We start from the raw sequence: 25,490 nt of genomic DNA on the forward strand, positions 1-25,490 counted from the left end.
TGCCGCTGGCGCCGGCAGCTAAGCGGGGACGCGGATCAGGAGACGGCGGGTCAATGCTTCAGGGCGGCGGTGGCATCGCGGCCCGGTGCCGGCGCGGCCTGTGGCTGCATCGCCACCGCCTTGGCCTGCACCGGCATGCCCGGCATGAAGACCTTCTGCACGCCGTCGATGATCACCTTGTCGCCCGCGGCCAGGCCGTGTTCGACAATGCGCAGGCCGTCGGCGGTGCGACCGAGCTGGATGTCGCGGCGCTGGGCCTTGCCATCCTTGTCGACCACGTAGACATACTTGCGGTCCTGGTCGGTCAGCACGGCCTTGTCGTCGATCAGCAGGGCCTGGAACTGGCCGCTGCCGAGCAGCTGCACGCGGGCGAACAGGCCCGGGGTGAACTGGCGGTCGGCGTTGTCCAGCAGTGCGCGGACGCGGATGGTGCCGGTGCTGCGGGCGACCTGGTTGTCGAGGAAGTCGACCTTGCCCGAGTGCGGGTAACCTTCCTCACCGGACAGGCCGACCTTCACCGGCAGCTCGCTGTCACGCTCGCTCGGGCGCTCGCCCTTGCGTGCCATCTGGGCATAGCGCAGGAAGGTGCTTTCGTCGGCATCGAAGTAGACGAACACGGTATCCAGCGAGACCAGCGTGGTCAGCACGCTGGCACTGTCGCCGGCGGTGACCAGGTTGCCGGCGGTGACCATCGCGCGGCCGGCACGGCCGTCGATCGGTGCGCGCACCTTGGTGAACTCCAGATTGAGCCGGGCCGCATCCAGCGCGGCCTGCGCCGCCTGCACGGCGGCACCGGACTGGTCAGCGGCGGCACGACGTTGCTCGGCGGTCTCGGTGGAGATCGCCTGCTGCTCGGACAGGCGCTTGGCGCGCTCGGACTCGCTGCGGGCCAGCGTGGCCTGGGTACGTGCGCGGGCCAGTTCGGCGGCAGCGCGATCGTACTCGGCCTGGTAGCTGCGCGCGTCGATGGTGAAGAGCACTTCGCCCTTCTTCACTTCCTGGCCTTCGACGTAGTTGACCTTGTCGATGTAGCCGGACACGCGCGGACGCAGTTCAACGCTCTGTACCGCTTCGACGCGGCCGCTGAATTCGTCCCACTGGCTGACCTGCTTGACCAGCACCGGCGCTGCGCTGACCTGCGGCGGAGGCGGTGCACCGGCTTCTTCGGCATGGCCGCCGCTGCACGCCGCCAGCACGGCCGCAGCGAGGATCGACACGCCGACCATCGCGATGCGATGGCCGAAACGATGTGGGGTGGTATTGGGGGAAGTCATGGCATGCATCCGTACGGAGGGGTGGTACAGCTATATGAGAACGTGTTGCAAAAATCGGCGCCGCATACTGCGACCTCAACCATGGTCGAGGTCAAGCGACGCCTGCGGTATCGCGCCACAAAGGGGGAACTTCCAAGTGCAGCAGGCCACGCGGCAGTTCGGCATCGCTGCTGTCACAGCGGACGATGGCGCGGTTGTCGCGGCAACCATCCAGCAGCGAGACCACGCGACGACCCACCAGCAGCGAGCTGGGCCACTCGATGCAGGCATTGGCCGCGTTGGCCGGGGTACAGACCGGGCTGCAGACTTCCAGCATCTGCGCACGCACGCCCAGCGCCTGCGCCTCCTGGTGCACGACCTGCGCGTACATGCGCAGCGCGGCGGTGGTGATCGAGGTCTCGCCGTAACCCGCCCACGGTTTGGCGTTGGCCGGGCTGCCGATCATCACGTAGCGCCGTGCATGCACGTTGTCCTGCAGCAGCGGCAGCAGGTGACGCACCGCGTGCACGTGCGGCATCAGATCGGCCTGCATCGCGCCCATCAGTTCGTCACCGTTGCGGTCGACCACGCGACCGCGGCGGTATGGCCCACCCATTGCGGCGATCACTGCCGCCAACGGGCGCGGGCGCTGCGCGATGCGTTCGGCCAGCGCGCGCGCCGATCCGTCGTCGCTGAGCGAACCCAGCACCGTCTCCAGGCCCGGCTCATCGGCGAACTGCTCGTGCAGCGCCGCCAGCCGGCCCGGATCGCGGCCGACAACCAACACCGGGCTGCCGGCCTCCAGCAGCGCGCCCACCACACCCTGGCCGACGGCACCGGTGCCGCCCAAGACCAGGACTTCGGGCGTCAGCATCCCATTCACGGGACATTTCCTCCCATATCCGGGATAGTCCCGATTCGACGCAGTCGGTCACCCTTGTGAGGGACCAGGCGGAGGGCGCCGCCACGCTGCTGACGCATGGGCGCGGTAAACTCACGGAAGTCCTTGTGTACCAAGGAACTCGGGCGGGCTTCGACGGTCATCGCCAGGTCCAGGGTGTTCTGGCCGGCGTTCCGGAGTCGGGCAAGAATGTTGCGCAGGCTCATGGCGGACGGGCTCCAATTAACGAATGGCGCCACGATAGACCTCAAACCTTTACTTGATTAGTCCTGATTAAGGGGAATAATCATCCCGCTCCCGGTCCAATCGTTCTGTCACGATTGTCCCATCCCCGACGTCCAGGATCCCCGACCATGTCCCACGATCTCAACGAGACGCTGATCTTCGTCAAAGTGGTCGAGCAAGGCAGCTTCATCGCCGCTGCCAAATCGCTCGGCCTGCCCAAGACCACGGTCAGCCGCAAAGTGCAGGAGCTGGAAACGCGCCTGGGCGCGCGCCTGCTGCACCGGACCACGCGCCGCCTCGGCCTGACCGAAGCCGGTTCGATCTACCACGAACATTGCCAGCGCATCGCGCGCGAACTGGAAGAAGCCGAGAGCGCGGTGAGCCAGCTGCAGTCCGGCCCGCGCGGCTGGCTGCGCTTCACCGTCCCCTATTCGATCGGCATCACCTGGATCGCCCCGCTGCTGGGCCAGTTCCATGCGCAGTACCCGGAGATCCGCCTGGACATGCACATGGGCAACGAGAAGCTGGACCTGATTGCAGGTGAAGCGGACCTTGCGCTGCGCGTGGGGGCCCTGCCCGATTCCAACCTGGTCGCGCGCAAGCTGGGTAGCCTGCGTACGCAGGTGTTCGCCAGCCCGGCCTACATCGAGCGCTATGGCGAACCGCTGCACCCGGAAGAACTGCAGTTCCATCGCATCCTGGCCATGCGCAAGCCGTACCACACGGGTAATTCGCCGCGCTTCACCTGGCAGCTGGGCGAGAACGGCGGTGAACTGCGCGACTTCCCGGTCACCCCGCTGATGACCGCCAACGACATGTCTGCGTTGAATGGGGCATTGGTGTGTGGCGAAGGCCTGCTGCTGACCGGCGACGTGATGGCCAAGCCCTTCGTCGAATCGGGCATGGTGCGCCGCGTGCTCGCTGGCTGGACCGGTCCGGAAGTGGACTTCAACGCCGTGTTCGCCGGTGGCCGCCTGGTCTCGCCAAAAGTGCGTGCGTTCGTCGACTTCCTGGTCGAGAAGCTCAACTTCGACGCCAATTACATGCTGGCGCAGTGCCCGGGTGCGAAGCTGGCGCAGCAGCAGAAGGAAAAGGAAGACGCTGCACTGGAAAGCAGCGGCAAGCGGATCCTGGAGAAGGTGGCCGCTTCGGCGGCATGACCGAGGGTATCCTCGCGTGGCGTGGATCTACCCGGGCGCGCGATGTCGCTTTCTGTAGCGTCGAGCCATGCTCGACTGCTTTTCGAACGGCGCCGACCAAGGTCGGCATCTACCAGAAGAGGTAGCCGAGCGTGGCTCGGCTCTACAGGCGCTATCGGTGTGCCGAGCAAGCTCGGCACCTACAAAAATGCCGCCTGCAAGGGCGGCATTTTCGTTCCAGGTGCGCCCGGTTTCCGGTAGATGCCGACCTTGGTCGGCGCCGTAGGGAGAAGCCGCAAACGGGAACGCTATCGGTGTGCCGAGCAAGCTCGGCACCTACAAAAATGCCGCCTGCAAGGGCGGCATTTTCGTTCCGGCTACGCCGGAACTGTAACGCTGCGCGTTACTGCTTGAGCGGAATCACACGAATTTCGACACGGCGGTTCTTGGCACGGCCCGCATCGGTGCTGTTGTCGGCAATCGGGTACGACTTGCCGGCGCCCAGCGTTTCGATACGCACGCTCTGCACGCCCTGGCCGATCAGGTACTGCGCGACCGAGTCGGCACGTTCCTTCGACAGGCGGTTGTTGACCGCGTCGCTGCCGATGCTGTCGGTATGGCCGACCACTTCGATCATGGTCTGGTTGTAATCGCGCAGGGTGCCCGCCACGCCGTTGAGCGACCCGTAGAACTGCGGCTTCAGGGTCGACTTGCCGAAGTCGAAGGTGATGCCGTCCGGCAGGTTCAGCATGATGTTGTCGCCCTGGCGCTGCACATCGATGCCGGTGTTGGCGGTGCGCTCGCGCAGCGCGCGTTCCTGGCGATCCTGGTACTGGCCGACGGCGGCGCCGCTGAGCGCACCGATACCGGCACCGATCAGGGCATGCTGACGACGCTCGGTGGCGCTGTCGCCGGTCAGCAGGCCGGCTGCCACGCCAATGGCGGTGCCGATCAGGGCGTTGCGGCCGGTGCGGTTCTGCTGCTCGGTCGGGTTGCCGTACTGGTCACTCTGTACGTAGGAGCCGCCGGTGGCGCAGGCCGACAGGACGGCCGCACTCATCAGGGCCAGTGCGACGTTGCGGGTGGTGTTGCGGATCATGAGATTCTCCTTGGTTTCCGGTCGGCCGGCGGCCTGCGGGCGCAAAGAGAATAAACAGCCCGATGCGATGCCGGAATGATGATCGGGCACCGCGACAGGCCCACGTTCAGCTAACTGACCGGATCGCTCAGGTCGCTCTTTACCCTGCCCCCGACTGGCGGTAAGCCGCCAACGCGGCGTCGCGGCCCGCGGCCAGATCCACCAGCGGCGTGCGTGGATAGCCCGGTGCATGCGCCGCCAGCAGCAACGGATGCTGCCAGGGCGCGAATCGTGCCTTCACCGGCAGTGCGGCCAGTTCGGGCACCCAGCGGCTGATGTACCGAGCCTGCGGATCGAATTTCTCGGCCTGGGTCACGGGGTTGAACACACGGAAATACGGTGCGGCATCGGCACCGGTTCCCGCCACCCACTGCCAGCCCATCGTGTTGTTGGCCAGGTCGGCATCGAGCAGGGTGTCCCAGAACCATCGCGCGCCATGCAGCCAGTGCGCACGCAGATGCTTGCACAGGTAGCTGGCGACGATCATCCGCACCCGGTTGTGCATGTAGCCGGTGTGCCACAGCTCGCGCAGGCCTGCATCGACGATCGGCACACCGGTGTTGCCGCGCTGCCAATCGCGCAGCTGCGCGTCACTGGGCGTTGCCCATGGGAAGCGATCGAAGCGCGGGTTGAGGTTGTCGGTGGGCGTCTTCGGGAAGTGATGCAGCAGGTGGTAGGCGAAGTCGCGCCAGCCCAGCTGGCGCAGGTAGCCATCGATGTCGGCGTCGGTGCCGGCACTGCGCAGCCCTTCCAGCGCGTGGGCGATGCGCCAGGGTGCGATTTCGCCGAAATGCAGGTGCGGCGACAGCCGCGAGGTCCCGACCCGGTCCGGCAGGTCGCGCTGCTGGCGGTACCCGCGCAGGGCACCGTCTTCAAAGACGGACAGTGCTTCCAGCGCACCTGCCTCGCCTGGCTGCCAGTGCTCCCAGAAGCCGGTATCCCAGTCCAGTGCTGGCGCCAGCTGCAGCGCGTCCAGCGCGCGGCTGTCGACCTCATGTGCCGGCAGTTTCTCCGGTGCAGCCTGCAAGGCTGGCAACCGCCAATGGCTTAGCACGTTGCGCCAGTACGGGGTGAATACCTTGTACGGCTGCCCTTGCTGGGTCGCGATGTCCCAGGGCTCGAACAGCAGGCTGCCATTACAGCTCTGCGCATCGATGCCCTGCTCGCGCAGCGTGCGCTTGATGGTGGCATCACGAGGTTGCGTGGCCGGCTCGTACTTGCGGTTCCAGTACACGGCTTCTGCGTCGCTCTGTTCGATCAGGGCCTGCAGCGTCGGCAGGCTGTCACCGCTGCGCAGCACCAGCGAGGACCCCCGCGCGCGCAGGTCCGCATCCAACGCGGCCAGTGATCGGTGGCGCCACGCATCGGAGGCGGCACCCGGCGCCCAATCGCCTTCTTCGTGCGGCGCATGGATGTAGACCGGCACCACGTCGTGACCGGCATCCAGCGCGGCCTGCAGGGCCGGATTGTCCTGCAGCCGCAGATCACGGCGGAACCATACCAACGCTACCGACACAGACACCGCCTTCGTTGTGGAAGGCGGACATGATAGCCAGCGACGGTGAAGGCGTTGCACGCAGACGCCGTCTGCTAGGCTGCCGGGCCGCTCCTCGTTGGACCCCGCCATGGATGATCTGCATGCCCCATTCGCCCGCTTCGGCCTGCTACGGGCCCAGCACGAGGGTGACTGGCAGGGACCTTTCCCGCTACCGCCTGTATTGGCATGCTTCTACGCGCAGGTCGGACCCCTGGGTCATGAGATCAATGCGAAGGTGGGCAACGCCGGCATCACCCTTCCGGGCCTCGATATCTGGATACCGCCGCTGCAGCGCCTGTGGAGTCACCAGGCCGGCTATCGCTGGCACGGCATCAGCGGCGAGCCGATCCAAGACTGGCCATCGAACTGGCTGGTGATTGCCGATCGCAGTGCCGATCCGTTCATCCTCGACCTGGATGATGGCCACGTGCTGTTCAGCCATCACGGCGCCGGCCTGCGGGATGCCGGCGAGATCGCTGCCGACGTACCGACCCTGATGGCTGTGCTGGCGGCGGCCGGCACGGTATACCTCGGTGCCGGCGATGACCTCTACAACGACGATGACGATGGCGGCATCCGTCCTGAACACCAGGAGGCAGCCGTACAGGCGGTGGCCCGGGTACTGGGCCACCGCCTGCAGGCCGAGTCGTTCATCGAGATGTTGCTGGACTGAATCCACGCATGGCGTGGATCTACTTTTCGAAGCGCTGCATCGCCTCGCTGATCAGTGCCCGCGCCTCGGCGGCGTTGCCCCAACCGTTGAGCCGCACCGGGTTGCGCCCGGCCGGCAGGTCCTTGTAGACCCGGAAGAACGCTTCGATGCGCTGTCGTTCGATCTCCGGCAGATCGGCCAGGTCGCGGATGTTGGCGTAGGTCGGGTCAACCTTGTCGGTCGGCACGCCGATGATCTTCTCGTCGTGCTCGCCGCCGTCGATCATCTTCAGGTAGCCGATCGGCCGGAAGCGCACGATCACGCCCGGGTACAGGGGTTCACGGGTCAGCACCAGCGCGTCCAGCGGATCGTTGTCGCCAGCCAACGTGCGCGGCATCGAACCGTAGTTGGCCGGATAGGCGACCGGCATCGACTGGAAGCGGTCCACATGCACCAGGCCGTCTTCCTTGATCTCGTACTTGGTGAAGCTGCCGGCCGGAATCTCCACCGCCAGATTCACTTCCTGCGGGGCTTCCCTTGGTTGGGCCACCAGGAACGGATGCAGCACGGTATCGGCAGCGGTCACCGCTGTCGCGAGCAGGAGCAGGGCCCCGCCGATGGCAGCCATGGGGACAAGACGGCGTACGGTTTTCATCTGGATCTCCTCATTCCCAGCAGCGATCAGCGCGGCCCTTGGCAGTCTGCGCACGCGGGCAGTCACGCGGCGTGATGCGGCCTTCGGTCAGCTCCATGCGCTGTTTCCCCCCCTTGGCATCGCGGCGCAGTTCGAAGGCATCGTAGAGACGGCCGGTCACGGTGCGCGCTTCATAACGCAAGCGCTGCGGGTCGATGTTCAACACCTGGAACAACTGGGTGTCTTCGGCCACTGGGTTCATCGTCCTGCGCGCTTCATCGGACAGGCGGTACTGCTTCGGTCCGGCTACAGTCACCACGTACTGAGGCGTCGCGGCCTGCCCTTCGCCACGGCGACCATAGGTGTGATCGTGGCCCTGCAGCACCAGATCGACGTTGTGGCGGCGTACCACCGGCAGCAGCACGTCGCGCAGCGCGGCGTTCTCGCGGCCTTCGCGCGGCGAATAGAACGGCTGGTGCAGCAGTACGAGGGTCCACGGCTGCAGATTGCCGGTCAGCACCTTGTCCAGCCACTGCGCCTGTGCCTTGGCCGTGCCAAGGTCGAGTGCCGAAGTGCCATCGACCACCGCCACGCGCACGCCCTGCGCATCGAACCAGTAGCTGGTCTGCCGTGCGGCGGCAGCACCATTGCCCGGCAGCGCGAACGTCACCGGCCAGTGCCTGCCCAGCACGCGGCGCTCCTGCGGGGTGTCCTCGAACTCCTCGAAATACTCGTGGTTGCCGATCGCCGGCGCCACCAGCGTTTCCTGCGCGAGCCAACCGGTGGCGGCAAACCACTCCCCCCACTCGCTGTCATCCATGTTGTCGCCGCCGCTGACCAGATCGCCAGCGAACAGGCTCAGGCGTGCCCCGGGTGCGGCCTTCTGCGCAGCGCGCACCAGGCGGCTGACATGGCTGACGTTCTTGTTCTGGGTATCGCCGAAGTACAGCAGGGTCAGCGGCTGGTCGGGCGCAGCCAGCGTGCGCAGCTGGTTCCAGGCGCTCCAGCTGCCATTGCCCTGCACGCGGTAGACGTACTGCGTATCCGGCTTCAGGCCATCGATGTCGGCGCGATGATGGTGCGATACACCGTTTTCTGTCTGCAGTGTGCGGGTCGTCGCACGGATCTGGCGGATGCCCTCGATGGCGGGTGAATCACCGGCCAGGGCGATTTCCAGCAGCGGCGCCTGCACACTGCCGTCGGTGCGCCAGGCCACGGCGAAACCGTGGCTGGGATCGGCTGCAGGCGAAGCCACGATGCGGTCAGGCACCGTGGTTGCCGCGTAATGGCGGCTGCCCGCCGGCACCTGGGTGTTCGGTTCAGCCGCCGCGAACGACAGCGACGGCACGGCCAACAGCAGGCCAAACACCAGCGTGCGCATCACGCAACGCCGGCTCATGCGCCACACTCCAGCGGCAGCGCCAGCTGCTTGGCGATGCTCTCCCAGTCGAACGCCACCACGCCCTGGTCGTCGTGCACCGCGTACAGCGCACCATGGGGGAAGCGCGCGCTGGGCTGCTGCATCATCCAGATGCCATCGGTGTTGGCCACGGTATTGCCCTGGAACGCGCCGACGGGCTTCAGGGTATGGCGGTCGAACAAGTGGAACACGCTGCGCTGCTTGCCCTGTTCGGTGGTGATCCACCAGCCGTCCTTGCCACAGGTGCGCAGGGTCACGCCTTCGGCCTGTGCCTTGAACACATCACGGCCGAAGGTGGTGCCGGTGAAACGCCCCGCCAACGTGTAGACCTTGAACTCGCTGGCGTAGCTCTCGTCCTCCTCGGCGATCAGCAGGCGGTCGTTCTCGGGGTCGCCCCAGATCGATTCGACCACGCGCAGGGCGCCGGCCTCCGTGGTGTCACCAATGCTGGCCACAAGTTTCGCTTCGACCTTCGCACCGTCGCGGGTCACGTGGTACTGGCGCACGCGCTTGTCCAGTTCCTCCAGCGGCGGCAGGATGTCACGGCCCTGTGCATCCTCGCCGTTGTCCCAGGAGTCGGTGACGTAGACGCTGTAGCCATCGGCACGGCGGTCGACCCACAGCCCGTACGGCTTGCGCAGGTCGTCCGCAGCGAAGGTCGCCAGAGGGGTGAAGTCCGGAAGGCCCAGTACCTGTACGCGGTGATTGTCGCGCTCCACGATCCACAGCAGATCGTCGGTCACCGCGATGCCGTTTGGGCGGTCGAACTGCCCTGGCGCGGTGCCGCTGCTGCCTACGTCGCGCAGGTGCTGGCCGCTGCTGCCGTCGTAGACCACCAGCTTGTCGGTGGCCTTGGCAGTGGCGATCAGCCACAGCTTTCCGTCAGGTGCACGCCAGGCGGCGGGCGAATCGATGTTGTCGGCCGGCGTCATCGGCGAAAGGAATGCCTCGGCGATGGTGGTCACCGCACGCTCGGCCGTGGCCTTTGCCCCGGGCTTGGCCACGGACGGATCGTTGCTGGAGCCCGGCGTGCAGCCCGCCAGCAGGGCAGCCGTCAGCGCCGCGGCCATGACGGTGATGCGACGCCCCATCACAGTGCCACCTTCAGGCCCAGCACGTAGGTACGGCCATACTCTTCCATCTGCAGCGTGCGCGAGCGCGTGCCCTGGTACAGCTCAAGCGGCTTGTCCAGCAGGTTCTGTGCTTCCAGGTACATGCTCACGCGTGGAGTGAACCTGTAGTCCAGCGAGAAGTCGAGCTGGGTGTTCGGCGCAACGTAGATGTCGAAGGCGCGGCCCTTGCCGATGCTGTCCAGGTACTCGCTGCGGTATACCGCCGCCAGCCGCGTACTCAGACCGTACTTCTCATAGCCGATATGGGCACTGTAGACGTGCTTGGAGGCACGTGGCAGGGTGAAGTCCTCGCCTGGGCGGTCCTTGATGCCGGCATCGAACGTGGTGTCCAGCCAGGTGCCGCTGGCACCGACCAGCAGTCCATCCAGGCCGGAAGGCAGGAAGGCCAGCTGCTGCTGCCAGTTGAACTCGGCACCACGCACGGTGGCCTTGCGGCCGTTGATCGGCTGGGTCACGTCGAAACCGCCGTAGGCCGGATCATTGGTGCGCACGGTTTCCACGATGTAGCCGTCGATCGACTTGTGGAACAGGCCCAGCGAGACGATGCCGCTGGTGCCGATGTACTTCTCCACCGACAGGTCAATGTTCTTCGATTCGTACGGGTCCAGTTCCGGATTGCCCAGGCGCACTTCCTCGTCACCCCGGCTGTAGCCCACGCGCGGTGAAATGTCACCGAACGAGGGGCGCGATACGGTCTTGTTGGCCGAGGCACGCAGCACCCAGTCGTCTGCGGCGTCGTAGCGCAGGTGCAGGCCCGGCAGCACGTTGGTGTAGCTGCTGTTGGCCACGCGCGGGGTGACGGTGAAGCTGCGGCCGTTGGCCGCCACGTCCACCTGGTTGCCGGTCGCCTTGAACTGGGTGTTCTCCACGCGCACGCCGCCGATGATGCGCAGTGCGCCGATGTCCCAGGTACCCATCGCGTAGCTGGCGAAGATGTCCTCGCTGGCCACGTAGTCTTCTTCCAGCGAGGTCATCGCGTTGCCGCCAATGTCCTGCGGTCGGGCGCTGTACTGGCTGCCATTGGCCGCCCAGAACGCGCGCATCGCCGCCGAGTCCATGGCGTCGCCCAGGTTGCCATGGCGGTGTTCGGGCGAGGAGGTGCTCCAGCTCGACAGCGCGACCTTCGGGCCGACCCGCAGTTCGTTCTCGTCGACATTGACGTCGCGGTCGCGCCAGCGGCCCAGCAGGCCGATCTTGATGCTGCCGCTGTCGCCGTCGAAGCGCACGTTGACCTGCGCGCTGTGTTCCTTGTCATTGACCTGCTTGGGCGAGAGCACGAAGCGGTCGAAGGCGTAGTTGCTGTTGTCCAGCCACTGCGGATTGTCGAAGCTGTAGCTGGGCAGGCGGCTGCTCTGGTCAAGCGTGCCATTGAAGGCCTTGCCGCTGAGCTTGAAGCGCGCTTCCATCTCATCGTTCACCCGCTCTTCGGTGCGGGTGTAGCCCACCTTGTAGTCGACCACGGCGTTGGTCAGCTTGTTCTCACCGCCCAGGCTGGCCGCGAAGGTGTTTTCCTTCTTGGTGCGATAGCGCATGCGCTTGTCGATCGAATCCTTCGGCATGCCATCCAGGCGGTACTGGTCCGTGCCGGTCTTGACCATCTTCGCGTCGTCGAAGTTGAAGATCACGCGCTGGCGGGTTTCGGCATCGTCGAACTGGCTGTACAGCGTGCGCAGGTAGTACCTGCTGTCTTCGTTCGGGCGCCAGTCGAGGTTGAGGTTGGCGCCGATGCGCTTGCGCTCGATCTCGTACTTGCGGTGCTGCAGGTTGATCGCGGTGACGTCGCCCGGTGCGGCGTCATCCTCGCCGTCGTACTCCACTTCGGTATTGTCCGACTCGAACTTGCGCTTCTGGTAGTTCACGCCCAGCGCCACGCCGAAGGTGTCGTTGAACACTTCGCTGTAGTTGAAGGCCGCCTTCGGGCTGGTTTCACCGGACAGCTGCTGATGGCTGCCTTCGATCTTGCCACGCAGGCTGCGGCCGTCACGGTCGAAGGCCGAGGCCGACTCGACCAGCACCGCGCCGCCGATGGCGTCGCCGGGCATGTCCGGGGTGGGTGACTTCACCACGCGCAGGCGCTCGGTGGAATCGGACGGGATGACGTCCAGCGGGGCGGCGCGACTGGAATCCTCCGGCGTACCCACGGCGATGCCATCCACGCTGACGCTGTTGAGATTGGCATCCAGGCCACGGATCACCACGAAGCGGCCCTCGCCCTGGTCGCGGGTGACGCTGATGCCCGGCAGCCGCTGCAGCGACTCGGCCACGTTCTTGTCCGGGTACTGGCCCAGCGCGTCGGAGGACACCGCGTCTTCGATCGCGTCGCTGCTGCGCTTGAGGTCCACTGCGCGGATCTGCGATTCAAGCTGGGCGCGCACTTCAATGCGGTCCAGGTCGACCGCATCGGCGGCCACGGCGCCGGTGGCGGCGACCGCCTGCTGCCCGGCGGCCTGCAGCGGTGCGGCAGCCCCCATCGCCAGGGTCAGGGTGATGGCAACGGCCAACGGAGTCTTGATATGCACTGGGAATCCCCATTCCTGTTAAGAATGGGTCTGCACGGTATGTCCGCAAGGTTGCATGGCAATGACATGCATCTGCACATTTCATGCAGGCCGTCTCCGGCCCCGGTTTGGGGTTGTGCGCCCAATCCGGCAAAATGGCGGCCTCTCTCCTTCTTCCCCTTCCCGACCATGAAGATCGTCGAAGTGCGCCACCCGCTGGTGCAGCACAAGATCGGCCTGATGCGCAACGCCGCGCTCAGCACCAAGGATTTCCGCGAACTGGCCAACGAGCTGGGCACCCTGCTGGCCTACGAGGCCACCGCCGACCTGGACACCGAACCGCACACCCTGCCCGGCTGGGCCGGCCCGGTCACCGTGCAGCGCATCGCCGGTGCCAAGATCACCGTGGTGCCGATCCTGCGCGCCGGCCTGGGCATGCTCAGCGGCGTGCTGTCGCTGATCCCGGCCGCGCGCGTCAGCGTGGTCGGCCTGCAGCGCGATGAGGAAACCCTGCAGCCGGTGCCCTACTTCGAGCGCCTGACCGGCCGACTGGAAGAGCGCGATGCGCTGATCCTGGACCCGATGCTGGCCACCGGCGGCACCCTGATCGCCACCATCGACATGCTCAAGCGTGCCGGCGCCCGCCGCATCAAGGGCATCTTCCTGGTGGCCGCGCCGGAAGGCATCGAAGCGGTCAAGGCCGTGCACCCAGACGTGGAGATCTACACCGCGGCCATCGACGCCCAGCTCAACGACAAGGGCTATATCCTACCGGGCCTGGGCGATGCCGGTGATCGCATCTTCGGTACCCGCGTCGGTTGATCCGGCGAACCGGGGTCAGAGCCCTTTCGTGCCGAAAGGGATCTGACCCCAGGCGCTACCCCAAGCGCTGTACTACAGGCCGGCTGCGGCGGCCGGGGCACGTTTCTTCACGTGGCCTTGCTGCCAGCAGGCCAATGCTCCGCGCACCCGCCACCGCTTGGAGTGTCCCCGATGAAAGCTTCATTCCTGCTGGCTGCTGTCCTGCTGGTCAGCCTGCCCCTGGCCGCCAATGCCACCACGCCGCAGCAGCAGCGCATGGCCGACTGCTCGGCCAAGAACAAGGGCCTGAAGGGTGACGCCTACAAGACCGCGCAGAGTTCCTGCCTCAGTGGCCACGCCGCCGAAGCCAAGCCGGCCAATGCGCAGCAGGAACGCATGCGCAAGTGCAACGCTGACGCGGGTGCCAAGAAGCTGGCCGGTGATGCGCGCAAGACCTTCATGAGCAGCTGCCTGAAGGCCTCGTAGCATCGCTCGTCCAGTTCAATCGAATGGGGTCAGAGCCCGTTGCGCAGCAACGGGATCCGACCCCGATAGATCGCAGCCAACTGTCAGAGGCGGGGCTGCAAGCCCCGCCGACAACACCCCTCACCCCAGCGCGCGCGCCTTCAGTTCGCCCTGCTCGTGCAGGGTCACGAAACGGCCTTTGTCATCGCGCCCCAGCTGCGCCAGTGCCACCTGCGGATCGTGGGTGAAAAACAGATGCACGTTGCGCGCCAGCTTGTCCTCAAGGAACTGCCGCTTCTCGTCGATCAACAGTTCGGCGTTGCGGTCGTAGCCCATGGTGATCGGTACGTGCACCCAGGAGCGGCCGGGAATCAGGTCGGCACAGAACACCACCCCGCCGTGCGCATCCTCGCCGGCGTGCGCATGGCCGACGATCTCGGCCAGCATCAACCCCGGCGTGTGACCATCGCTGTAGCTGAAGCGGACGCTGCGACCCAGTACCTTCGAGTACTCGCCGTCCACCACTTCCAGGCGGCCACTGGCCTGCAGCAGGCCAGGCAGCTCCGGAATGAAGCTGGCGCGGTCGCGCGGATGCGGCTGCATGGCGCGCTGCCAATGCTGCGCACCGACCACATAGGTCGCGTTGGGAAACAGCAGTTCCGGCTCACGCCCTTCGCTCCACGCCGCCAGCAGGCCACCGGCGTGATCAAAGTGCAGGTGGCTGAGCACCACCACGTCGATATCCTCGTGCTCGAAACCGGCCTCGCGCAGCGAATCGATCAGCACGTGCTGGCTTTCCTGCACACCGTAACGCTCGCGCATGCGCGGATCGAAAAATGCGCCGATACCGGTTTCAAACAGCACTGTCTTGCCTTCCAGCGGGCTGGCAAGCAGCGCACGGCAGGCCAGCTCGATGCGATTGAGCTCGTCCGGTGCCGCCCATTTTTCCCACAACGCACGCGGCGCGTTGCCGAACATCGCGCCGCCATCGAGGCGTTGCGAGTTTCCACGAATAGACCAGAGTTTCATGGGCTGATTATCGGCGCCGGCTCGTTAAATAATCGCTAGGAAGAAAACAGAAAACCCCGCCGTGGCGGGGCTTCAAGGTTTGCGTCCGCCGGGCATGGCCCGGCGCTACCGCCGCATCAGCGGGCCGGCACGACCTGGGCGCTGCCGACCGGGTTGCGCGGGTCGCTGCCGCCGAACAGTCTATTGGCCTTGCGGTCCCATTCCACGGTCTGCAGGTTGCCCCACACGTGGCTGGAACCGCGGCCGCCGGCGGCGACGTTGCCCGGCAGGTCGATCTTGTGGCCCATCGCCTGCAGCTGCTTCACCGTCGCCGCGTCGAACGCATCGTCCTCGGCTTCGATCAGGTCCGGCAGCCACTGGTGGTGGTAACGCGGCAGCGCGGCAACCTGCTGCGCATCCAGCCCGGCGTCGTAGCCGAGGATGCCCAGCAGCACCATGGTGATGATGCGACTGCCACCCGGGGTGCCCAGCACCACCACCTTGTCGGCATTCTCCATGAAGGTCGGCGTCATCGAACTGAGCATGCGCTTGCCCGGCTTCGGTGCATTGGCCTCGTAGCCCATCACACCGAACGCATTGGGCGTGCCCGGCTTCAGCGCGAAGTCGTCCATCTCGTTGTTCAGCAGCACGCCGGTGCCCTTCGGAATCAGCCCCGAGCCGTACAGCAGGTTGACGGTCTGGGTGGCGCCGACACGGTTGCCGTCGCGGTCGATGATCGAGAAGTGCGTGGTCTCGTCGTCTTCCAGCGGGGTCGGATTGCCCGACAGCAGGTCGCTGGGCGTAGCCTTCTCCGGATGGATGGTGGCGCGCAGGCCCTGTGCGTAATCCTTGCTGGTCAGCACCTTCTGCGGGATCTGCACGAAGTCCGGATCGCCGAGGAAGAAGGTGCGATCGCGGTAGGCACGGCGCATCGACTCCACCACAAGGTGGGTGCGGTGCGCCGGGTCCATCTTGTTGATGTCCCAGCCTTCCAGGATCTGCAGCATGCTGGCCAGCGCGATGCCACCGGACGACGGCGGCGGCGCAGTGGTGATCTTCCAGCCGTTGTAGTTGAACACGATCGGCTCGCGCTGCTTCACGCGGTAGCCGGCCAGCTCTTCAGCGGTCCACTTGCCGCCAGCCTGCTTCACCCCGGCCAGCAGCAGTTTTCCGGTCTGGCCCTTGTAGAAGCCATCAAAGCCACCCGCGGCCAGGCGCTCCAGCGTCTGCGCCAGTTCCGGCTGCTTGAACAGGTCACCGGTGGCGATCGGCTTGCCGTTGCGCAGGTAAACCTCGCGCGTGCCGGGATAGCGCTCCATCACCTCACGACGCGAGGCATAGCCCTTGGCCATGCGGTCGTACACCGGGAAACCTTCGCGCGCGATGCGGATGGCTGGCTGCAGCGAGGCCGACAGCGGCAGCTTGCCATGCTTGGCCGACAATTCGACCAGCGCTGCAGGCAGGCCCGGAATACCGGCCGACCAGGCACCGTTGACCGAGCGGTCACGGTCGAGGTTGCCCTGCTTGTCGAGGAAGGCCTGCGGCGTTGCAGCGGCCGGCGCGGTCTCGCGCGCGTCCAGCATCACGTCCTTGCCGGTGGCCGCGTCATGCAGCAGGAAGAAGCCGCCACCGCCCAGGCCGGAGCTGATCGGCTCGACCACCGCCAGCGTGGACGACACTGCCACCGCGGCGTCGAAGGCGTTGCCGCCCTGCGCCAGAATGTCGATGCCGGCCTGCGTCGCCAGCGCGTGCCCACTGGCAATGGCCGCGCCATCGGGGCGCTCGGCACGGGCCGGGCTGTCGGCCCAGGCAATCGGGCTCAGCAGCAGGCCGAGCAGCAACAGGGGGCGGACGATCAGCGTCTTCATTCGGATGGGGGCTCCGCATAGAGTTCGGGGTGATCGTGCTGCAGCTGGCGCAGCTTGGCCAGCAGCTGGTCTTCCGTTTCCACGATCTCCGGGTCCGGATCGATGCACTCGACCGGGCAGACGACCACGCACTGTGGCTCGTCGAAATGACCCACGCATTCGGTGCAGCGCGCAGGGTCGATCACGTAGATGGTTTCACCCATCGCAATGGCCTGGTTCGGGCAGGCCGGCTCGCATACGTCGCAGTTGACGCAGAGCTCGTTGATTTTCAGCGACACGGCGATACTCCTCGCCCGCGCCCTGGGACAAAGGACCGGCCAGCGCGGGCGCGCGGGCCGGTCAGGTCATCAGCGACGCCCCTGCGGAGCGCCGCCCGGGCCATGCCGGAACATGGCCGCCATGGCTCGGTATTACTTGGCTTCGACGAAAATGTACTCGGCACCGGTCGGCTGGATGGCAGCCTGCACGCGGGCGTTGTCGGCCGACTGGCCGATGAAGACGACGCGCACGCCCTTCATCGAATCCGGCGACACGTCCTTGAACACGGCCTGGATCATGTCAGCCATCTTGCCCGAGGCCGACGAACCGAAGGCCAGCATGTTGCCCGGCTGCACGCCACGGGCCACGGCCTGGGTCGCGCTCTCGGTCTGGCGCTCGTACTTGGACTGGAAGTCCGGGTCCGATTCCGGCGAGAGGTAGTACAGGAACGGGCTGTTGGTGATGTTGCCCATGTTCTGGATGGCCACTTCCTGCAGGTACTTCTTCCAGCCTGCATCGTCATCCTTGGCCGGGGCGACCAGGGCCTGCTTGGCCTCGTCGACCGGAGCGGCCTCTTCCTTCTTGCAGGCGGTGAAGGCCAGGGCCAACGAAGCGATCAGCATCGCGCGCATGGTGGTGTTCATGGGTTTCCTCCCGGAATGGTGCGTGGTGTTGTACGTAATGGGGTGCGGGTACAGCGGGGCTTACGACTGTGCCGCCTTCGCTTCGCGGACCTTGCGCAGGGCTTCGAGCACCGCGGCCGGCACGAAGCCGGACACGTCGCCGCCCAGGCGCGCGATCTCGCGGACCAGCGAGGACGAAATGAAGCTGTGCTGCTCGGCCGGGGTCAGGAACAGGGTCTCGACCTCGGGGATCAGGTGTCGGTTCATGCTGGCCATCTGGAACTCGTACTCGAAATCGGACACCGCGCGCAGGCCGCGCAGCAGCACCCCGCCCTGGACCGAACGTACGAAATGGGCCAGCAGGGTGTCGAAGCCGATGACCTCGACGTTGCCATGGTGGCCGAGTGCGCCACGCGCCAGCTGCACGCGCTGTTCCAGCGGCAGCGCCGGGCCCTTGGACGGGCTCTGCGCCACGCCCACCACGACCTTCTCAAACAGCGGCGCGGCCCGGCTGACCAGGTCGATATGACCATTGGTGATCGGGTCGAACGTGCCGGGGTAGACGGCGATGCGGCGGTTGGCCACGGTCATGGGCGGATGCAGATGTTCAGATGAAGTCAAAGTGTAGCAGCGGCGCGGCGGTACAGGGCAAAGCGCACCTCACGGGTGCCGCCCTCGCGGTGCAGCAGCCAGTCCGGCGGCAGCACCGGCACGTGGCCGGCCGGCGATTCCAGGTACAGCCAGGCATCGGCGGCCAGGTGCCGCGGCAGCTGGGCCAGTACGTCCTGCCACAGGCCATCGGCGAACGGCGGATCGATGAACACCAGATCGGCCTGCTGCGCCGGCGCGTCCTGCAGCCAGCGCAGGGCATCGGCCTGCACCAGGGTGACCTGTTCGGTAGCCTGCAGCTTGGCCACGGCGGCGGTCAGATTGCGCCCCAGCTGAGCATCACGCTCGACCAGGGTGGCGTGGGCGGCACCGCGCGACACCGCTTCCAGGCCCAGCGCCCCGCTGCCTGCGAACAGATCCAGCACCCGTGCACCGCCCAGCTTGGGCATCAGCCAGTTGAACAGGGTTTCGCGCACGCGGTCGCTGCTGGGCCGAAGCCCGGGCAGGGACGGCACCGGCAAGCGGGTGTTGCGCCAGCGCCCGCCGATGATGCGGACCTGGCCGTCGTTGCCCGCACGGCCGCTCACAGGCGCCCCCGGCGGGGTTCATTCGAGAATTTCAGCATGAGCGGGATTGTAGTCGTCCGGGCGGCGCCCGGGGACGCGCCAACGCATGCGCGCTGTCGCTCCCACGCTTCGCTGCGCGAAACGCGGGCCCCACTTACCAGCTTCCACACCCCCGCCGCTTCGCGGCCGCCCCCTGACTCAGGGGGCTCCACCCCAGACGCGATCCAATGCTCGACATACAGGCAGGGTCAGATCCGTTTTCCTGCGGAAAACGGATCTGACCCCAGTTTTATTTCGATATCTGACAGATGTGTCGACCAAGGTCGACACCTACCAACAGCCGCGTGAACCTGTCAGAGGCGGGGCGGTGTGGGTTGGCAGGACCGTTGGCGCCATGGGCCCGAGGCATGCCTCGGGCGGGTTGGGCAGGACGCCCAACCCCGGTCTTGCTGAGTGCGCAGGACAGCGCACACGAGCAAGGCGCCATCGAGCCCCCATGGGTGAGGGCGCTTTGCTTGCGAAGCACCGCTTCGCAAGCGCCCGAACGCACAGCCGCCAGCGGCTGGGCCGGCCCCCGGAGGGGGGTTTACGGCGTGTCCTGCCCACCCACACCGCCCCGCCATCCCACGGATAGCCCGCTGTTGCTGTTGCATCGGCCTCTGCAGGTGCAGGGCTGCAAGCCCTGCCCGACCAACCCCTTGATTTCGGGACAATCAGCCATACCCCTTGGCGAGGCCGCACGCGCTGGCGCGGCATTGCACATGGAGCCTTAATCGATGACCGAGACCACCCAGACCGAAACCCTTGGCTTCCAGACCGAAGTCAAGCAGCTGCTGCAGCTGATGATCCACTCGCTGTACTCCAACAAGGAGATCTTCCTGCGCGAGCTGGTCTCCAACGCCGCCGATGCCGCCGACAAGCTGCGCTTCGAGGCCCTGACCCAGCCTGCCCTGCTGGAAGGCGACAGCGAGCTGCGCGTGCGCGTCAGCTTCGACGCCGCCGCCCATACCATCACCATCGAAGACAACGGCATCGGCATGAGCCGCGCCGAAGCCATCGCCCACCTGGGCACGATTGCAAAATCCGGCACCGGTGACTTCCTGCGCCAGCTGTCCGGCGACCAGAAGAAGGATTCGCAGCTGATCGGCCAGTTCGGCGTCGGCTTCTACAGCGCCTTCATCGTCGCCGACGAAGTGGAAGTGACCTCGCGCCGTGCCGGCCTGGCTGCAGGCGAAGGCGTGCGCTGGACCTCGCGTGGCGAAGGCGATTTCGAAGTGGCCACCGTCGACAAGGCCGAGCGCGGCACCCGCATCGTGCTGCACCTGAAGGACGGCGAGCACGACTTCGCCGATGGCTGGCGCCTGCGCAGCATCCTGAAGAAGTACTCGGACCATATCGGCCTGCCGATCCAGATGCCGAAGGAAGGCGGCGAAGAAGGCGCCGCCATCGAGTGGGAGACCGTCAACCGCGCCAGCGCGCTGTGGACCCGCCCGCGCACCGAGATCAGCGACGCCGAGTACAACGAGTTCTACAAGCACGTGGCGCACGACCACAGCGACCCGCTGGCGTGGAGCCACAACAAGGTCGAAGGCAAGCTGGAGTACACCTCGCTGCTGTACGTGCCCGGCCGCGCGCCGTTCGACCTGTACCACCGTGACGCGCCGAAGGGGCTGAAGCTGTACGTGCAGCGCGTGTTCGTGATGGACCAGGCCGAGCAGTTCCTGCCGCTGTACCTGCGCTTCATCAAGGGCGTGGTCGATTCCAACGACCTGTCGCTGAACGTCTCGCGCGAGATCCTGCAGTCCGGTCCGGTCATCGACTCGATGAAGGCCGCGCTGACCAAGCGCTCGCTGGACATGCTGGAGAAGCTGGCCACCGACAAGCCTGAGCAGTACGCCACGTTCTGGAAGGAATTCGGCCAGGTGCTGAAGGAAGGCCCGGCCGAGGACTACAACAACCGCGAGAAGGTGGCCGGGCTGCTGCGCTTCGCCTCCACCCGTGGCGACGCCGATGCGCAGGCCGTGTCGCTGGCCGATTACATCGGCCGCATGGCCGAAGGCCAGGACAAGATCTATTACCTGACCGGTGAGAGCTACAGCCAGGTGCGCAACAGCCCGCACCTGGAAGTGTTCCGCAAGAAGGGCGTGGAAGTGCTGCTGCTGACCGACCGCATCGACGAGTGGCTGATGGGCTACCTGACCGATTTCGACGGCAAGGGCTTCGTCGACATCGCCCGCGGCGACCTCGACCTGGGCGCGCTGGAAAGCGAGGCCGACAAGCAGGAACAGGAAGCGGCCGCCAAGGACAAGCAGGGCCTGGTCGAGCGCCTGAAGACGGTGCTGGGCGACGACGTGGCCGAGGTGCGCGTGTCGCACCGCCTGACCGATTCGCCGGCGGTGCTGGCCATCGGCGAACAGGACCTGGGGCTGCAGATGCGCCAGATCCTGGAAGCCAGCGGGCAGAAGGTGCCCGAAAGCAAGCCGGTGCTGGAGATCAACCCGGGTCACCCGCTGATCGCCAAGCTGGACGCCGAAGGCGATGGCGCACGTTTCGACGACCTCGGCCGGGTGCTGTTCGACCAGGCCGCACTGGCCGCCGGTGACAGCCTGAAGGACCCGGGCGCGTACGTGGCACGCCTGAACAAGCTGCTGCTGGAGCTGTCGGCCTGATCGGCAGGGTGGAGGTCAACCTTGGTGACGCGCTTTTGTAGAGTCGAGCCATGCTCGACTGCTCCATGAGTGCCAACCAAGGTTGGCACCTACCGAGGCGGGTCGGGCGTGCCAACCAAGGTTGGCACCTGCCGAGGCGGGTTGCTCAGGCCTGGCGATCCAGCAGTGAGCCCAGCATCTGGTCCTGCCGCCGGATCACTGCGGCGTTGGCAGCGAAAGCCACCACTTCGGCCTTGGCCGCCAGCAGATCACCCAGTGGCGCGCCCGGATCGGAGCCGGTGGTGGCCACCGCCGTCTCCACTCCGCCCTGCTCCACCGCACTGCGCTGCAGTTGCAGGCGCTCGGCATGCGGGGTCGCCAGATTGGCCACGTTGTGCGCGGCCACCTGAACACCCTGCTGGGCCGCGCGCATGCCGCTGAGTGCCGTTCCCATCACGTTGTTCATGGCGGTCTCCGGGCCGCACTGCGCAGCCCTCCGGACCGGTTAACGGCCGGCGGGCCGCGACCTTGAGTCCACATCGGCCGGACAGGCCCGAGTGGTAGCATATCCATCTGATTTCAGCGCCTTTTGCCAATGCTCAGTTTTTTCCGCCGCAAGAAGCCCCAGGATGCCCCCGCAACGGAGGCACCCAAGACCCAGCACTACTCGGCTGAAGAGCTGGCGGCGGCGTTCCCGTCGGCCGCACCGGTCGAGGACAAAGAACCAGCACCTGTAGTCGTACCGGTCGAGCCTGCGCCGGTCGAGCCGGCCCCAGCAGCCGTCGCTCCAGTTGCTGTCGAGCCCACTCCGGTGATTCAGGCTCCAGCCACTCCGGTTCCGGCAGCTCCGATGGTGATCGACGTCGCTCCCATCGCGCCCGCGGCCATCGAACCGGCACCGGCGCCTGAATCCACTCCGGCACCGGCCGCCGACGACCTGCCAGCCGCCGCTTCGGTCGACGCCGTTCCGGCGCCGGCCGGTAAGCCCGGCTGGCGCGAACGCCTGCGCAACAGCGTCATCGCACGCAGCTTCGGCGGCCTGTTCTCGCGCAACCCCAAGCTCGACGACGACCTGCTGGACGAGCTGGAAACCGCACTGATCACCGCCGACGTCGGCGTGGGCGCCACCACCGACCTGGTCGAAGGCCTGCGCAAGCGCATGAAGTCGCGCGAGTTCGCTGATGCCAATGCGCTGCTGGCCGCGCTGCGCGCCGAGCTGATCGCGATCCTGCAGCCGGTGGCCAAGCCGCTGGTGATCGACCGCAACGCCAAGCCGTTCGTGGTGCTCACCGTCGGCGTCAACGGCGTCGGCAAGACCACCACCATCGGCAAGCTGGCCAAGCGCTTCAAGGATGACGGCCACAGCCTGATGCTGGCCGCCGGCGACACCTTCCGTGCCGCTGCCGTGGCCCAGCTGCAGGCCTGGGGCGAGCGCAACGGCGTGGCCGTGGTCGCCCAGGGGCAGAACGCCGATGCCGCTTCGGTGGCATTCGACGCACTGCAGGCCGGCAAGGCCCGCGGCACCTCGGTGCTGATCGCCGATACCGCCGGCCGCCTGCACACCCAGTCCGGTCTGATGAACGAGCTGGGCAAGATCCGCCGCGTGCTCGGCAAGATCGATCCCACCGCCCCGCACGAAGTGCTGATGGTGATCGACGGCACCACCGGCCAGAACGCGCTGTCGCAGCTGCGCCAGTTCAATGCTGCGGTGAACGTGACCGGCCTGGTGGTGACCAAGCTGGACGGCACTGCCAAGGGCGGCGTGGTGTTCGCGCTGGCCCGCGAGTTCGGCATTCCGATCCGCTTTGCCGGCATCGGCGAGCGCCCGGAAGACCTGCGCGTGTTCGATCCGGAAGCCTTCGTCGACGCCCTGCTGCCTGAAGCTTTGGGCGCCTGATACACCGTGCAGCCACCGCACTCTGGTGCGGCCACCCATGGGGTGGCTCTACAAGGGTGAACCCACGGGTGGCTGCCTCTCTGGAACATCGATGCCCCGCCAGCCGCACGCCAGCGCCGACACCGCCCAGCAAGACGACTTCGTCGCCCGCATGCTGCACTGGTTCGACGACCACGGCCGCCACGACCTGCCCTGGCAGCACCCGCGCAGCCCGTACCGGGTCTGGCTGTCGGAAATCATGCTGCAGCAGACCCAGGTGGCCACGGTCATCCCGTATTTCCAGCGTTTCCTGCAGCACTTCCCGACCCTGCCCGACCTCGCCGCCGCCAGCAACGACGCGGTGATGGCGCAGTGGGCCGGGCTCGGCTACTACGCCCGCGCACGCAACCTGCATGCCGCTGCAAAGCGCTGCGTGGAACTGCACGACGGCGACCTGCCGCGCGATTTCGATGCACTGCACGCCCTGCCCGGCATCGGCCGCAGCACTGCCGGCGCGATCCTCAGCCAGGCCTGGAACGACCCGTTCGCGATCCTCGACGGCAACGTCAAGCGCGTGCTCAGCCGCTACCACGGCATCGACGGCTTCCCCGGCCTGCCGGCCATCGAGAAGCAGTTGTGGGCCATCGCCGAGGCGCACGTGGCACACGTGCCGGAAGGGCGCATGGCCGACTACACCCAGGCGCAGATGGACCTGGGCGCCACCGTGTGCAGCCGGGCCAAACCCGCCTGCGTCATCTGCCCGCTGCAGGACCAGTGCGTGGCACGCCGTGAAGGCCGCACCACTGATCTGCCCACGCCCAAGCCCAGCAAGACGCTGCCCGAACGCGAAGCGGTCGCCCTGCTGCTGCGCGACGCCCAGCAGCGCGTGCTGCTGCAGAAGCGGCCGGACACCGGCATCTGGGCGCAGCTGTGGACGCTGCCGCAGGCCGAGGCGGGCAGTGACCTGCAGGACTGGTTCGACACGCATGTCGACGGCTCGCTGGAAGATGCCGACGAACTGCCGGTGCTGCAGCACACCTTCAGCCACTACAAGCTGCATCTGCAGGTATTGTCACGGCAGGTACACGGACTGCGCGTGGAAGAACCCACGCTGCGCTGGGTGGCTGTCGACGAACTGCCCGCGCTGGGCCTTCCGGCGCCGATCCGCAAACTGCTCGACGGCGCCACGATCAAGACGCCGAAACGAACCTCCAAGAAATCCCGCAACCACGAGTGAGTGCCATGCCCCGAACCGTCTTCTGCCAGTACGAACAACGCGATGCCGAGGGCCTGGACTTCGTGCCCTACCCCGGTGAGCTGGGCCAGCGCATCTTCAACAACATCGGCAAGCAGGCCTGGGCCGCGTGGCTGGTGCACCAGACCATGCTGATCAACGAGAACCGGCTGTCGCCGCGCACGCCGGAGCATCGCGCGTTCCTGGAAGGCGAACTGGTCAAGTTCCTGTTCGAGAAGGACGCGGAAAAGCCGGCTGGCTTCGTGCCGGAAGCCTGACCCACAGGGAGTGCCGGCCGCTGGCCGGCAACCTGGCATCTGTGCGATGCCGGCCAGCGGCCGGCACAACCGCTATTTCGTGGCTTCCTCGCGCTCCTGCACCTGCGCCTGGCGCAGCTCCTGCTCGGAGGCGCGCAGTGCCTTCACGTCCAGCTTGCGGATGCTGTCGATGAAGCACGGCATGCGCGGGCCGCCGGTGGGGTCGCGCACCAGCACCTTGTCGAAGCGCGACGACACGCGGCCCATCTGGCTGGTCAGGCCGATGGCGGTGGCATACGGCAGGTCCTGGCAGGGGCCTCTCAACTCCAGCAGATAAGCTTCGCTGGGCCGGGTCCACACCGCCAGCGCGCTGTCACCCAGTTCGGTCCAGCCATTGAGGCTGCCGAAGAACTGCATGTCATTCTGTGGCGCGCCCGCATGGGCGCGGTACAGGGCCAGTTTTTCAGTGCTGCTGATCCGACCGGTGGTGGCACAGGCGGCCAGGGCCAGGCAGAGGCCGGCCAGCAGAAGCGGGGTCTTCATGGCGATCTCCTCGGGGAACTGCCGCCATCATGCGCCTGGCCTGGCAACACCGGCGCGACGACCGGCAGCCCCATTCAGCCGCTGGTCGGCGGCTGCCCTGGTCGACCAAGGTCGGCCTCTATCAAAGCGGGCCCGGAACGCCGGATTCCGGTAGACGCCAACCTTGGTTGGCGCTTGCCCTGCAGGAGCAGCCGACCAAGGTCG

Annotated in this window: 25 protein-coding genes; 8 read left to right on the forward strand and 17 right to left on the reverse strand. The window is 66.6% G+C overall.

Annotated features, from left to right (window positions below):
• Positions 1-50: 50 nt before the first annotated feature.
• The 3 genes from V3B41_RS15565 to V3B41_RS15575 form a co-directional block, all read right to left on the reverse strand.
• Entirely contained in the window at positions 51-1,274 is a 1,224-nt protein-coding gene (locus V3B41_RS15565) for an efflux RND transporter periplasmic adaptor subunit (protein ID WP_049429138.1), read from the reverse strand.
• A gap of 91 nt (positions 1,275-1,365) precedes the next feature.
• Entirely contained in the window at positions 1,366-2,136 is a 771-nt protein-coding gene (locus V3B41_RS15570; RefSeq protein ID WP_049429139.1) for an SDR family NAD(P)-dependent oxidoreductase, read from the reverse strand.
• A complete protein-coding gene (locus V3B41_RS15575) occupies positions 2,133-2,360 on the reverse strand; it encodes a hypothetical protein (RefSeq protein ID WP_049429140.1) in 228 nt (75 codons plus the stop codon). Before V3B41_RS15575 ends, V3B41_RS15570 begins: the two co-directional genes overlap by 4 nt.
• 147 nt (positions 2,361-2,507) lie before the next feature.
• Here V3B41_RS15575 and V3B41_RS15580 point away from each other — a divergent pair, with 147 nt between their 5' ends.
• Positions 2,508-3,539 (forward strand): LysR family transcriptional regulator, encoded by a 1,032-nt coding sequence (locus V3B41_RS15580; protein ID WP_005409107.1) that lies wholly within the window; start codon positions 2,508-2,510, stop codon positions 3,537-3,539.
• A gap of 382 nt (positions 3,540-3,921) precedes the next feature.
• Here the strand turns inward: V3B41_RS15580 and V3B41_RS15585 are convergent, their stop codons facing one another.
• Entirely contained in the window at positions 3,922-4,617 is a 696-nt protein-coding gene (locus tag V3B41_RS15585; protein WP_010484399.1) for an OmpA family lipoprotein, read from the reverse strand.
• Positions 4,618-4,756: 139 nt separating this feature from the next.
• Positions 4,757-6,172 carry a deoxyribodipyrimidine photo-lyase gene (locus V3B41_RS15590; RefSeq protein WP_049427050.1) on the reverse strand — a complete coding sequence of 472 codons (1,416 nt, stop codon included), beginning with the start codon at positions 6,170-6,172 and terminating at the stop codon, positions 4,757-4,759.
• Positions 6,173-6,281: 109 nt separating this feature from the next.
• Between V3B41_RS15590 and V3B41_RS15595 the strand changes: the two genes are divergently transcribed.
• A complete protein-coding gene (locus V3B41_RS15595) occupies positions 6,282-6,866 on the forward strand; it encodes an SMI1/KNR4 family protein (protein ID WP_049427049.1) in 585 nt (194 codons plus the stop codon).
• A 19-nt stretch (positions 6,867-6,885) separates the two neighbouring features.
• On the opposite strand, the gene V3B41_RS15600 is transcribed toward V3B41_RS15595, so the two are convergent.
• The 4 genes from V3B41_RS15600 to V3B41_RS15615 are packed head-to-tail and all read right to left on the reverse strand — an operon-like array spanning position 6,886 to position 12,551.
• Positions 6,886-7,500 carry an inorganic diphosphatase gene (locus tag V3B41_RS15600; protein ID WP_049427048.1) on the reverse strand — a complete coding sequence of 205 codons (615 nt, stop codon included), beginning with the start codon at positions 7,498-7,500 and terminating at the stop codon, positions 6,886-6,888.
• Between the two features lie 10 nt (positions 7,501-7,510).
• Complete coding sequence (locus V3B41_RS15605) at positions 7,511-8,860, reverse strand: metallophosphoesterase family protein (protein WP_238378639.1); 1,350 nt, start codon at positions 8,858-8,860, stop codon at positions 7,511-7,513.
• 14 nt (positions 8,861-8,874) lie between these two features.
• The gene (locus tag V3B41_RS15610; RefSeq protein ID WP_049426849.1) at positions 8,875-9,990 is read right to left on the reverse strand and encodes a phytase; all 1,116 of its coding nucleotides are present in this window, start codon (positions 9,988-9,990) and stop codon (positions 8,875-8,877) included.
• Positions 9,990-12,551, reverse strand: coding sequence for a TonB-dependent receptor (locus V3B41_RS15615; protein ID WP_329861665.1), 2,562 nt, complete (start codon positions 12,549-12,551; stop codon positions 9,990-9,992). Before V3B41_RS15615 ends, V3B41_RS15610 begins: the two co-directional genes overlap by 1 nt.
• Positions 12,552-12,719: 168 nt before the next feature.
• Here V3B41_RS15615 and upp point away from each other — a divergent pair, with 168 nt between their 5' ends.
• Positions 12,720-13,352 (forward strand): uracil phosphoribosyltransferase, encoded by a 633-nt coding sequence (gene upp / locus V3B41_RS15620; RefSeq protein WP_005409099.1) that lies wholly within the window; start codon positions 12,720-12,722, stop codon positions 13,350-13,352.
• 171 nt (positions 13,353-13,523) lie between these two features.
• Complete coding sequence (locus V3B41_RS15625; protein ID WP_012479780.1) at positions 13,524-13,817, forward strand: PsiF family protein; 294 nt, start codon at positions 13,524-13,526, stop codon at positions 13,815-13,817.
• Between the two features lie 120 nt (positions 13,818-13,937).
• Here the strand turns inward: V3B41_RS15625 and V3B41_RS15630 are convergent, their stop codons facing one another.
• The 6 genes from V3B41_RS15630 to rsmD all read right to left on the reverse strand — a co-directional run bounded on the left by V3B41_RS15630 (position 13,938) and on the right by rsmD (position 18,749).
• Complete coding sequence (locus tag V3B41_RS15630) at positions 13,938-14,825, reverse strand: MBL fold metallo-hydrolase (RefSeq protein ID WP_005412984.1); 888 nt, start codon at positions 14,823-14,825, stop codon at positions 13,938-13,940.
• 116 nt (positions 14,826-14,941) lie between these two features.
• Positions 14,942-16,672 carry a gamma-glutamyltransferase gene (ggt, locus tag V3B41_RS15635; RefSeq protein ID WP_049429084.1) on the reverse strand — a complete coding sequence of 577 codons (1,731 nt, stop codon included), beginning with the start codon at positions 16,670-16,672 and terminating at the stop codon, positions 14,942-14,944.
• Positions 16,669-16,950: a YfhL family 4Fe-4S dicluster ferredoxin gene (locus V3B41_RS15640; RefSeq protein ID WP_004153175.1), complete on the reverse strand. Its 282-nt coding sequence runs from the start codon at positions 16,948-16,950 to the stop codon at positions 16,669-16,671. Before V3B41_RS15640 ends, ggt begins: the two co-directional genes overlap by 4 nt.
• 132 nt (positions 16,951-17,082) lie before the next feature.
• Complete coding sequence (locus V3B41_RS15645) at positions 17,083-17,574, reverse strand: hypothetical protein (protein ID WP_197633690.1); 492 nt, start codon at positions 17,572-17,574, stop codon at positions 17,083-17,085.
• Positions 17,575-17,634: 60 nt separating this feature from the next.
• The gene (gene coaD / locus V3B41_RS15650; protein WP_005409091.1) at positions 17,635-18,144 is read right to left on the reverse strand and encodes a pantetheine-phosphate adenylyltransferase; all 510 of its coding nucleotides are present in this window, start codon (positions 18,142-18,144) and stop codon (positions 17,635-17,637) included.
• A 26-nt stretch (positions 18,145-18,170) separates the two neighbouring features.
• Positions 18,171-18,749 (reverse strand): 16S rRNA (guanine(966)-N(2))-methyltransferase RsmD, encoded by a 579-nt coding sequence (gene rsmD / locus V3B41_RS15655; RefSeq protein ID WP_197633689.1) that lies wholly within the window; start codon positions 18,747-18,749, stop codon positions 18,171-18,173.
• Positions 18,750-19,504: 755 nt separating this feature from the next.
• On the opposite strand from rsmD, the gene htpG reads away from it, so the two are divergent.
• Positions 19,505-21,397 (forward strand): molecular chaperone HtpG, encoded by a 1,893-nt coding sequence (gene htpG / locus V3B41_RS15660; RefSeq protein WP_197633688.1) that lies wholly within the window; start codon positions 19,505-19,507, stop codon positions 21,395-21,397.
• A gap of 145 nt (positions 21,398-21,542) precedes the next feature.
• On the opposite strand, the gene V3B41_RS15665 is transcribed toward htpG, so the two are convergent.
• The gene (locus V3B41_RS15665) at positions 21,543-21,842 is read right to left on the reverse strand and encodes a hypothetical protein (protein ID WP_329861666.1); all 300 of its coding nucleotides are present in this window, start codon (positions 21,840-21,842) and stop codon (positions 21,543-21,545) included.
• A gap of 129 nt (positions 21,843-21,971) precedes the next feature.
• Here V3B41_RS15665 and ftsY point away from each other — a divergent pair, with 129 nt between their 5' ends.
• The 3 genes from ftsY (at position 21,972) to V3B41_RS15680 (ending at position 24,764) form a co-directional block, all read left to right on the forward strand.
• Positions 21,972-23,273 carry a signal recognition particle-docking protein FtsY gene (ftsY, locus tag V3B41_RS15670; RefSeq protein WP_049427985.1) on the forward strand — a complete coding sequence of 434 codons (1,302 nt, stop codon included), beginning with the start codon at positions 21,972-21,974 and terminating at the stop codon, positions 23,271-23,273.
• Between the two features lie 91 nt (positions 23,274-23,364).
• On the forward strand, positions 23,365-24,489 hold the full coding sequence (gene mutY, locus V3B41_RS15675; RefSeq protein WP_100443616.1) for an A/G-specific adenine glycosylase: 1,125 nt from the start codon (positions 23,365-23,367) through the stop codon (positions 24,487-24,489).
• A gap of 5 nt (positions 24,490-24,494) precedes the next feature.
• On the forward strand, positions 24,495-24,764 hold the full coding sequence (locus V3B41_RS15680; RefSeq protein ID WP_049427989.1) for an oxidative damage protection protein: 270 nt from the start codon (positions 24,495-24,497) through the stop codon (positions 24,762-24,764).
• A gap of 72 nt (positions 24,765-24,836) precedes the next feature.
• Here V3B41_RS15680 and V3B41_RS15685 read toward each other — a convergent pair whose 3' ends face one another.
• Positions 24,837-25,286, reverse strand: a complete 450-nt coding sequence (locus V3B41_RS15685) for a DUF6491 family protein (RefSeq protein WP_197620728.1) — start codon at positions 25,284-25,286, stop codon at positions 24,837-24,839.
• Between the last annotated feature and the right edge of the window lie 204 nt (positions 25,287-25,490).

It is taken from the genome of Stenotrophomonas sp. SMYL89 (assembly GCF_036319985.1).
GTDB lineage: Bacteria > Pseudomonadota > Gammaproteobacteria > Xanthomonadales > Xanthomonadaceae > Stenotrophomonas > Stenotrophomonas maltophilia_Q.

Excerpts from the sequence above, each read along its gene's own strand:
- ftsY (WP_049427985.1), top strand. The coding sequence starts at position 21,972 with ATGCTCAGTTTTTTCCGCCGCAAGAAGCCCCAGGATGCCCCCGCAACG.
- V3B41_RS15595 (WP_049427049.1), top strand. The coding sequence starts at position 6,282 with ATGGATGATCTGCATGCCCCATTCGCCCGCTTCGGCCTGCTACGGGCC.
- V3B41_RS15625 (WP_012479780.1), top strand. The coding sequence starts at position 13,524 with ATGAAAGCTTCATTCCTGCTGGCTGCTGTCCTGCTGGTCAGCCTGCCC.
- V3B41_RS15610 (WP_049426849.1), bottom strand. The coding sequence starts at position 9,990 with ATGGGGCGTCGCATCACCGTCATGGCCGCGGCGCTGACGGCTGCCCTG.
- V3B41_RS15645 (WP_197633690.1), bottom strand. The coding sequence starts at position 17,574 with ATGAACACCACCATGCGCGCGATGCTGATCGCTTCGTTGGCCCTGGCC.
- mutY (WP_100443616.1), top strand. The coding sequence starts at position 23,365 with ATGCCCCGCCAGCCGCACGCCAGCGCCGACACCGCCCAGCAAGACGAC.
- upp (WP_005409099.1), top strand. The coding sequence starts at position 12,720 with ATGAAGATCGTCGAAGTGCGCCACCCGCTGGTGCAGCACAAGATCGGC.
- V3B41_RS15585 (WP_010484399.1), bottom strand. The coding sequence starts at position 4,617 with ATGATCCGCAACACCACCCGCAACGTCGCACTGGCCCTGATGAGTGCG.
- V3B41_RS15630 (WP_005412984.1), bottom strand. The coding sequence starts at position 14,825 with ATGAAACTCTGGTCTATTCGTGGAAACTCGCAACGCCTCGATGGCGGC.
- htpG (WP_197633688.1), top strand. The coding sequence starts at position 19,505 with ATGACCGAGACCACCCAGACCGAAACCCTTGGCTTCCAGACCGAAGTC.
- V3B41_RS15685 (WP_197620728.1), bottom strand. The coding sequence starts at position 25,286 with ATGAAGACCCCGCTTCTGCTGGCCGGCCTCTGCCTGGCCCTGGCCGCC.
- V3B41_RS15565 (WP_049429138.1), bottom strand. The coding sequence starts at position 1,274 with ATGACTTCCCCCAATACCACCCCACATCGTTTCGGCCATCGCATCGCG.
- V3B41_RS15600 (WP_049427048.1), bottom strand. The coding sequence starts at position 7,500 with ATGAAAACCGTACGCCGTCTTGTCCCCATGGCTGCCATCGGCGGGGCC.
- V3B41_RS15580 (WP_005409107.1), top strand. The coding sequence starts at position 2,508 with ATGTCCCACGATCTCAACGAGACGCTGATCTTCGTCAAAGTGGTCGAG.
- V3B41_RS15605 (WP_238378639.1), bottom strand. The coding sequence starts at position 8,860 with ATGCGCACGCTGGTGTTTGGCCTGCTGTTGGCCGTGCCGTCGCTGTCG.
- V3B41_RS15665 (WP_329861666.1), bottom strand. The coding sequence starts at position 21,842 with ATGAACAACGTGATGGGAACGGCACTCAGCGGCATGCGCGCGGCCCAG.
- ggt (WP_049429084.1), bottom strand. The coding sequence starts at position 16,672 with ATGAAGACGCTGATCGTCCGCCCCCTGTTGCTGCTCGGCCTGCTGCTG.
- V3B41_RS15575 (WP_049429140.1), bottom strand. The coding sequence starts at position 2,360 with ATGAGCCTGCGCAACATTCTTGCCCGACTCCGGAACGCCGGCCAGAAC.
- V3B41_RS15680 (WP_049427989.1), top strand. The coding sequence starts at position 24,495 with ATGCCCCGAACCGTCTTCTGCCAGTACGAACAACGCGATGCCGAGGGC.
- coaD (WP_005409091.1), bottom strand. The coding sequence starts at position 18,144 with ATGACCGTGGCCAACCGCCGCATCGCCGTCTACCCCGGCACGTTCGAC.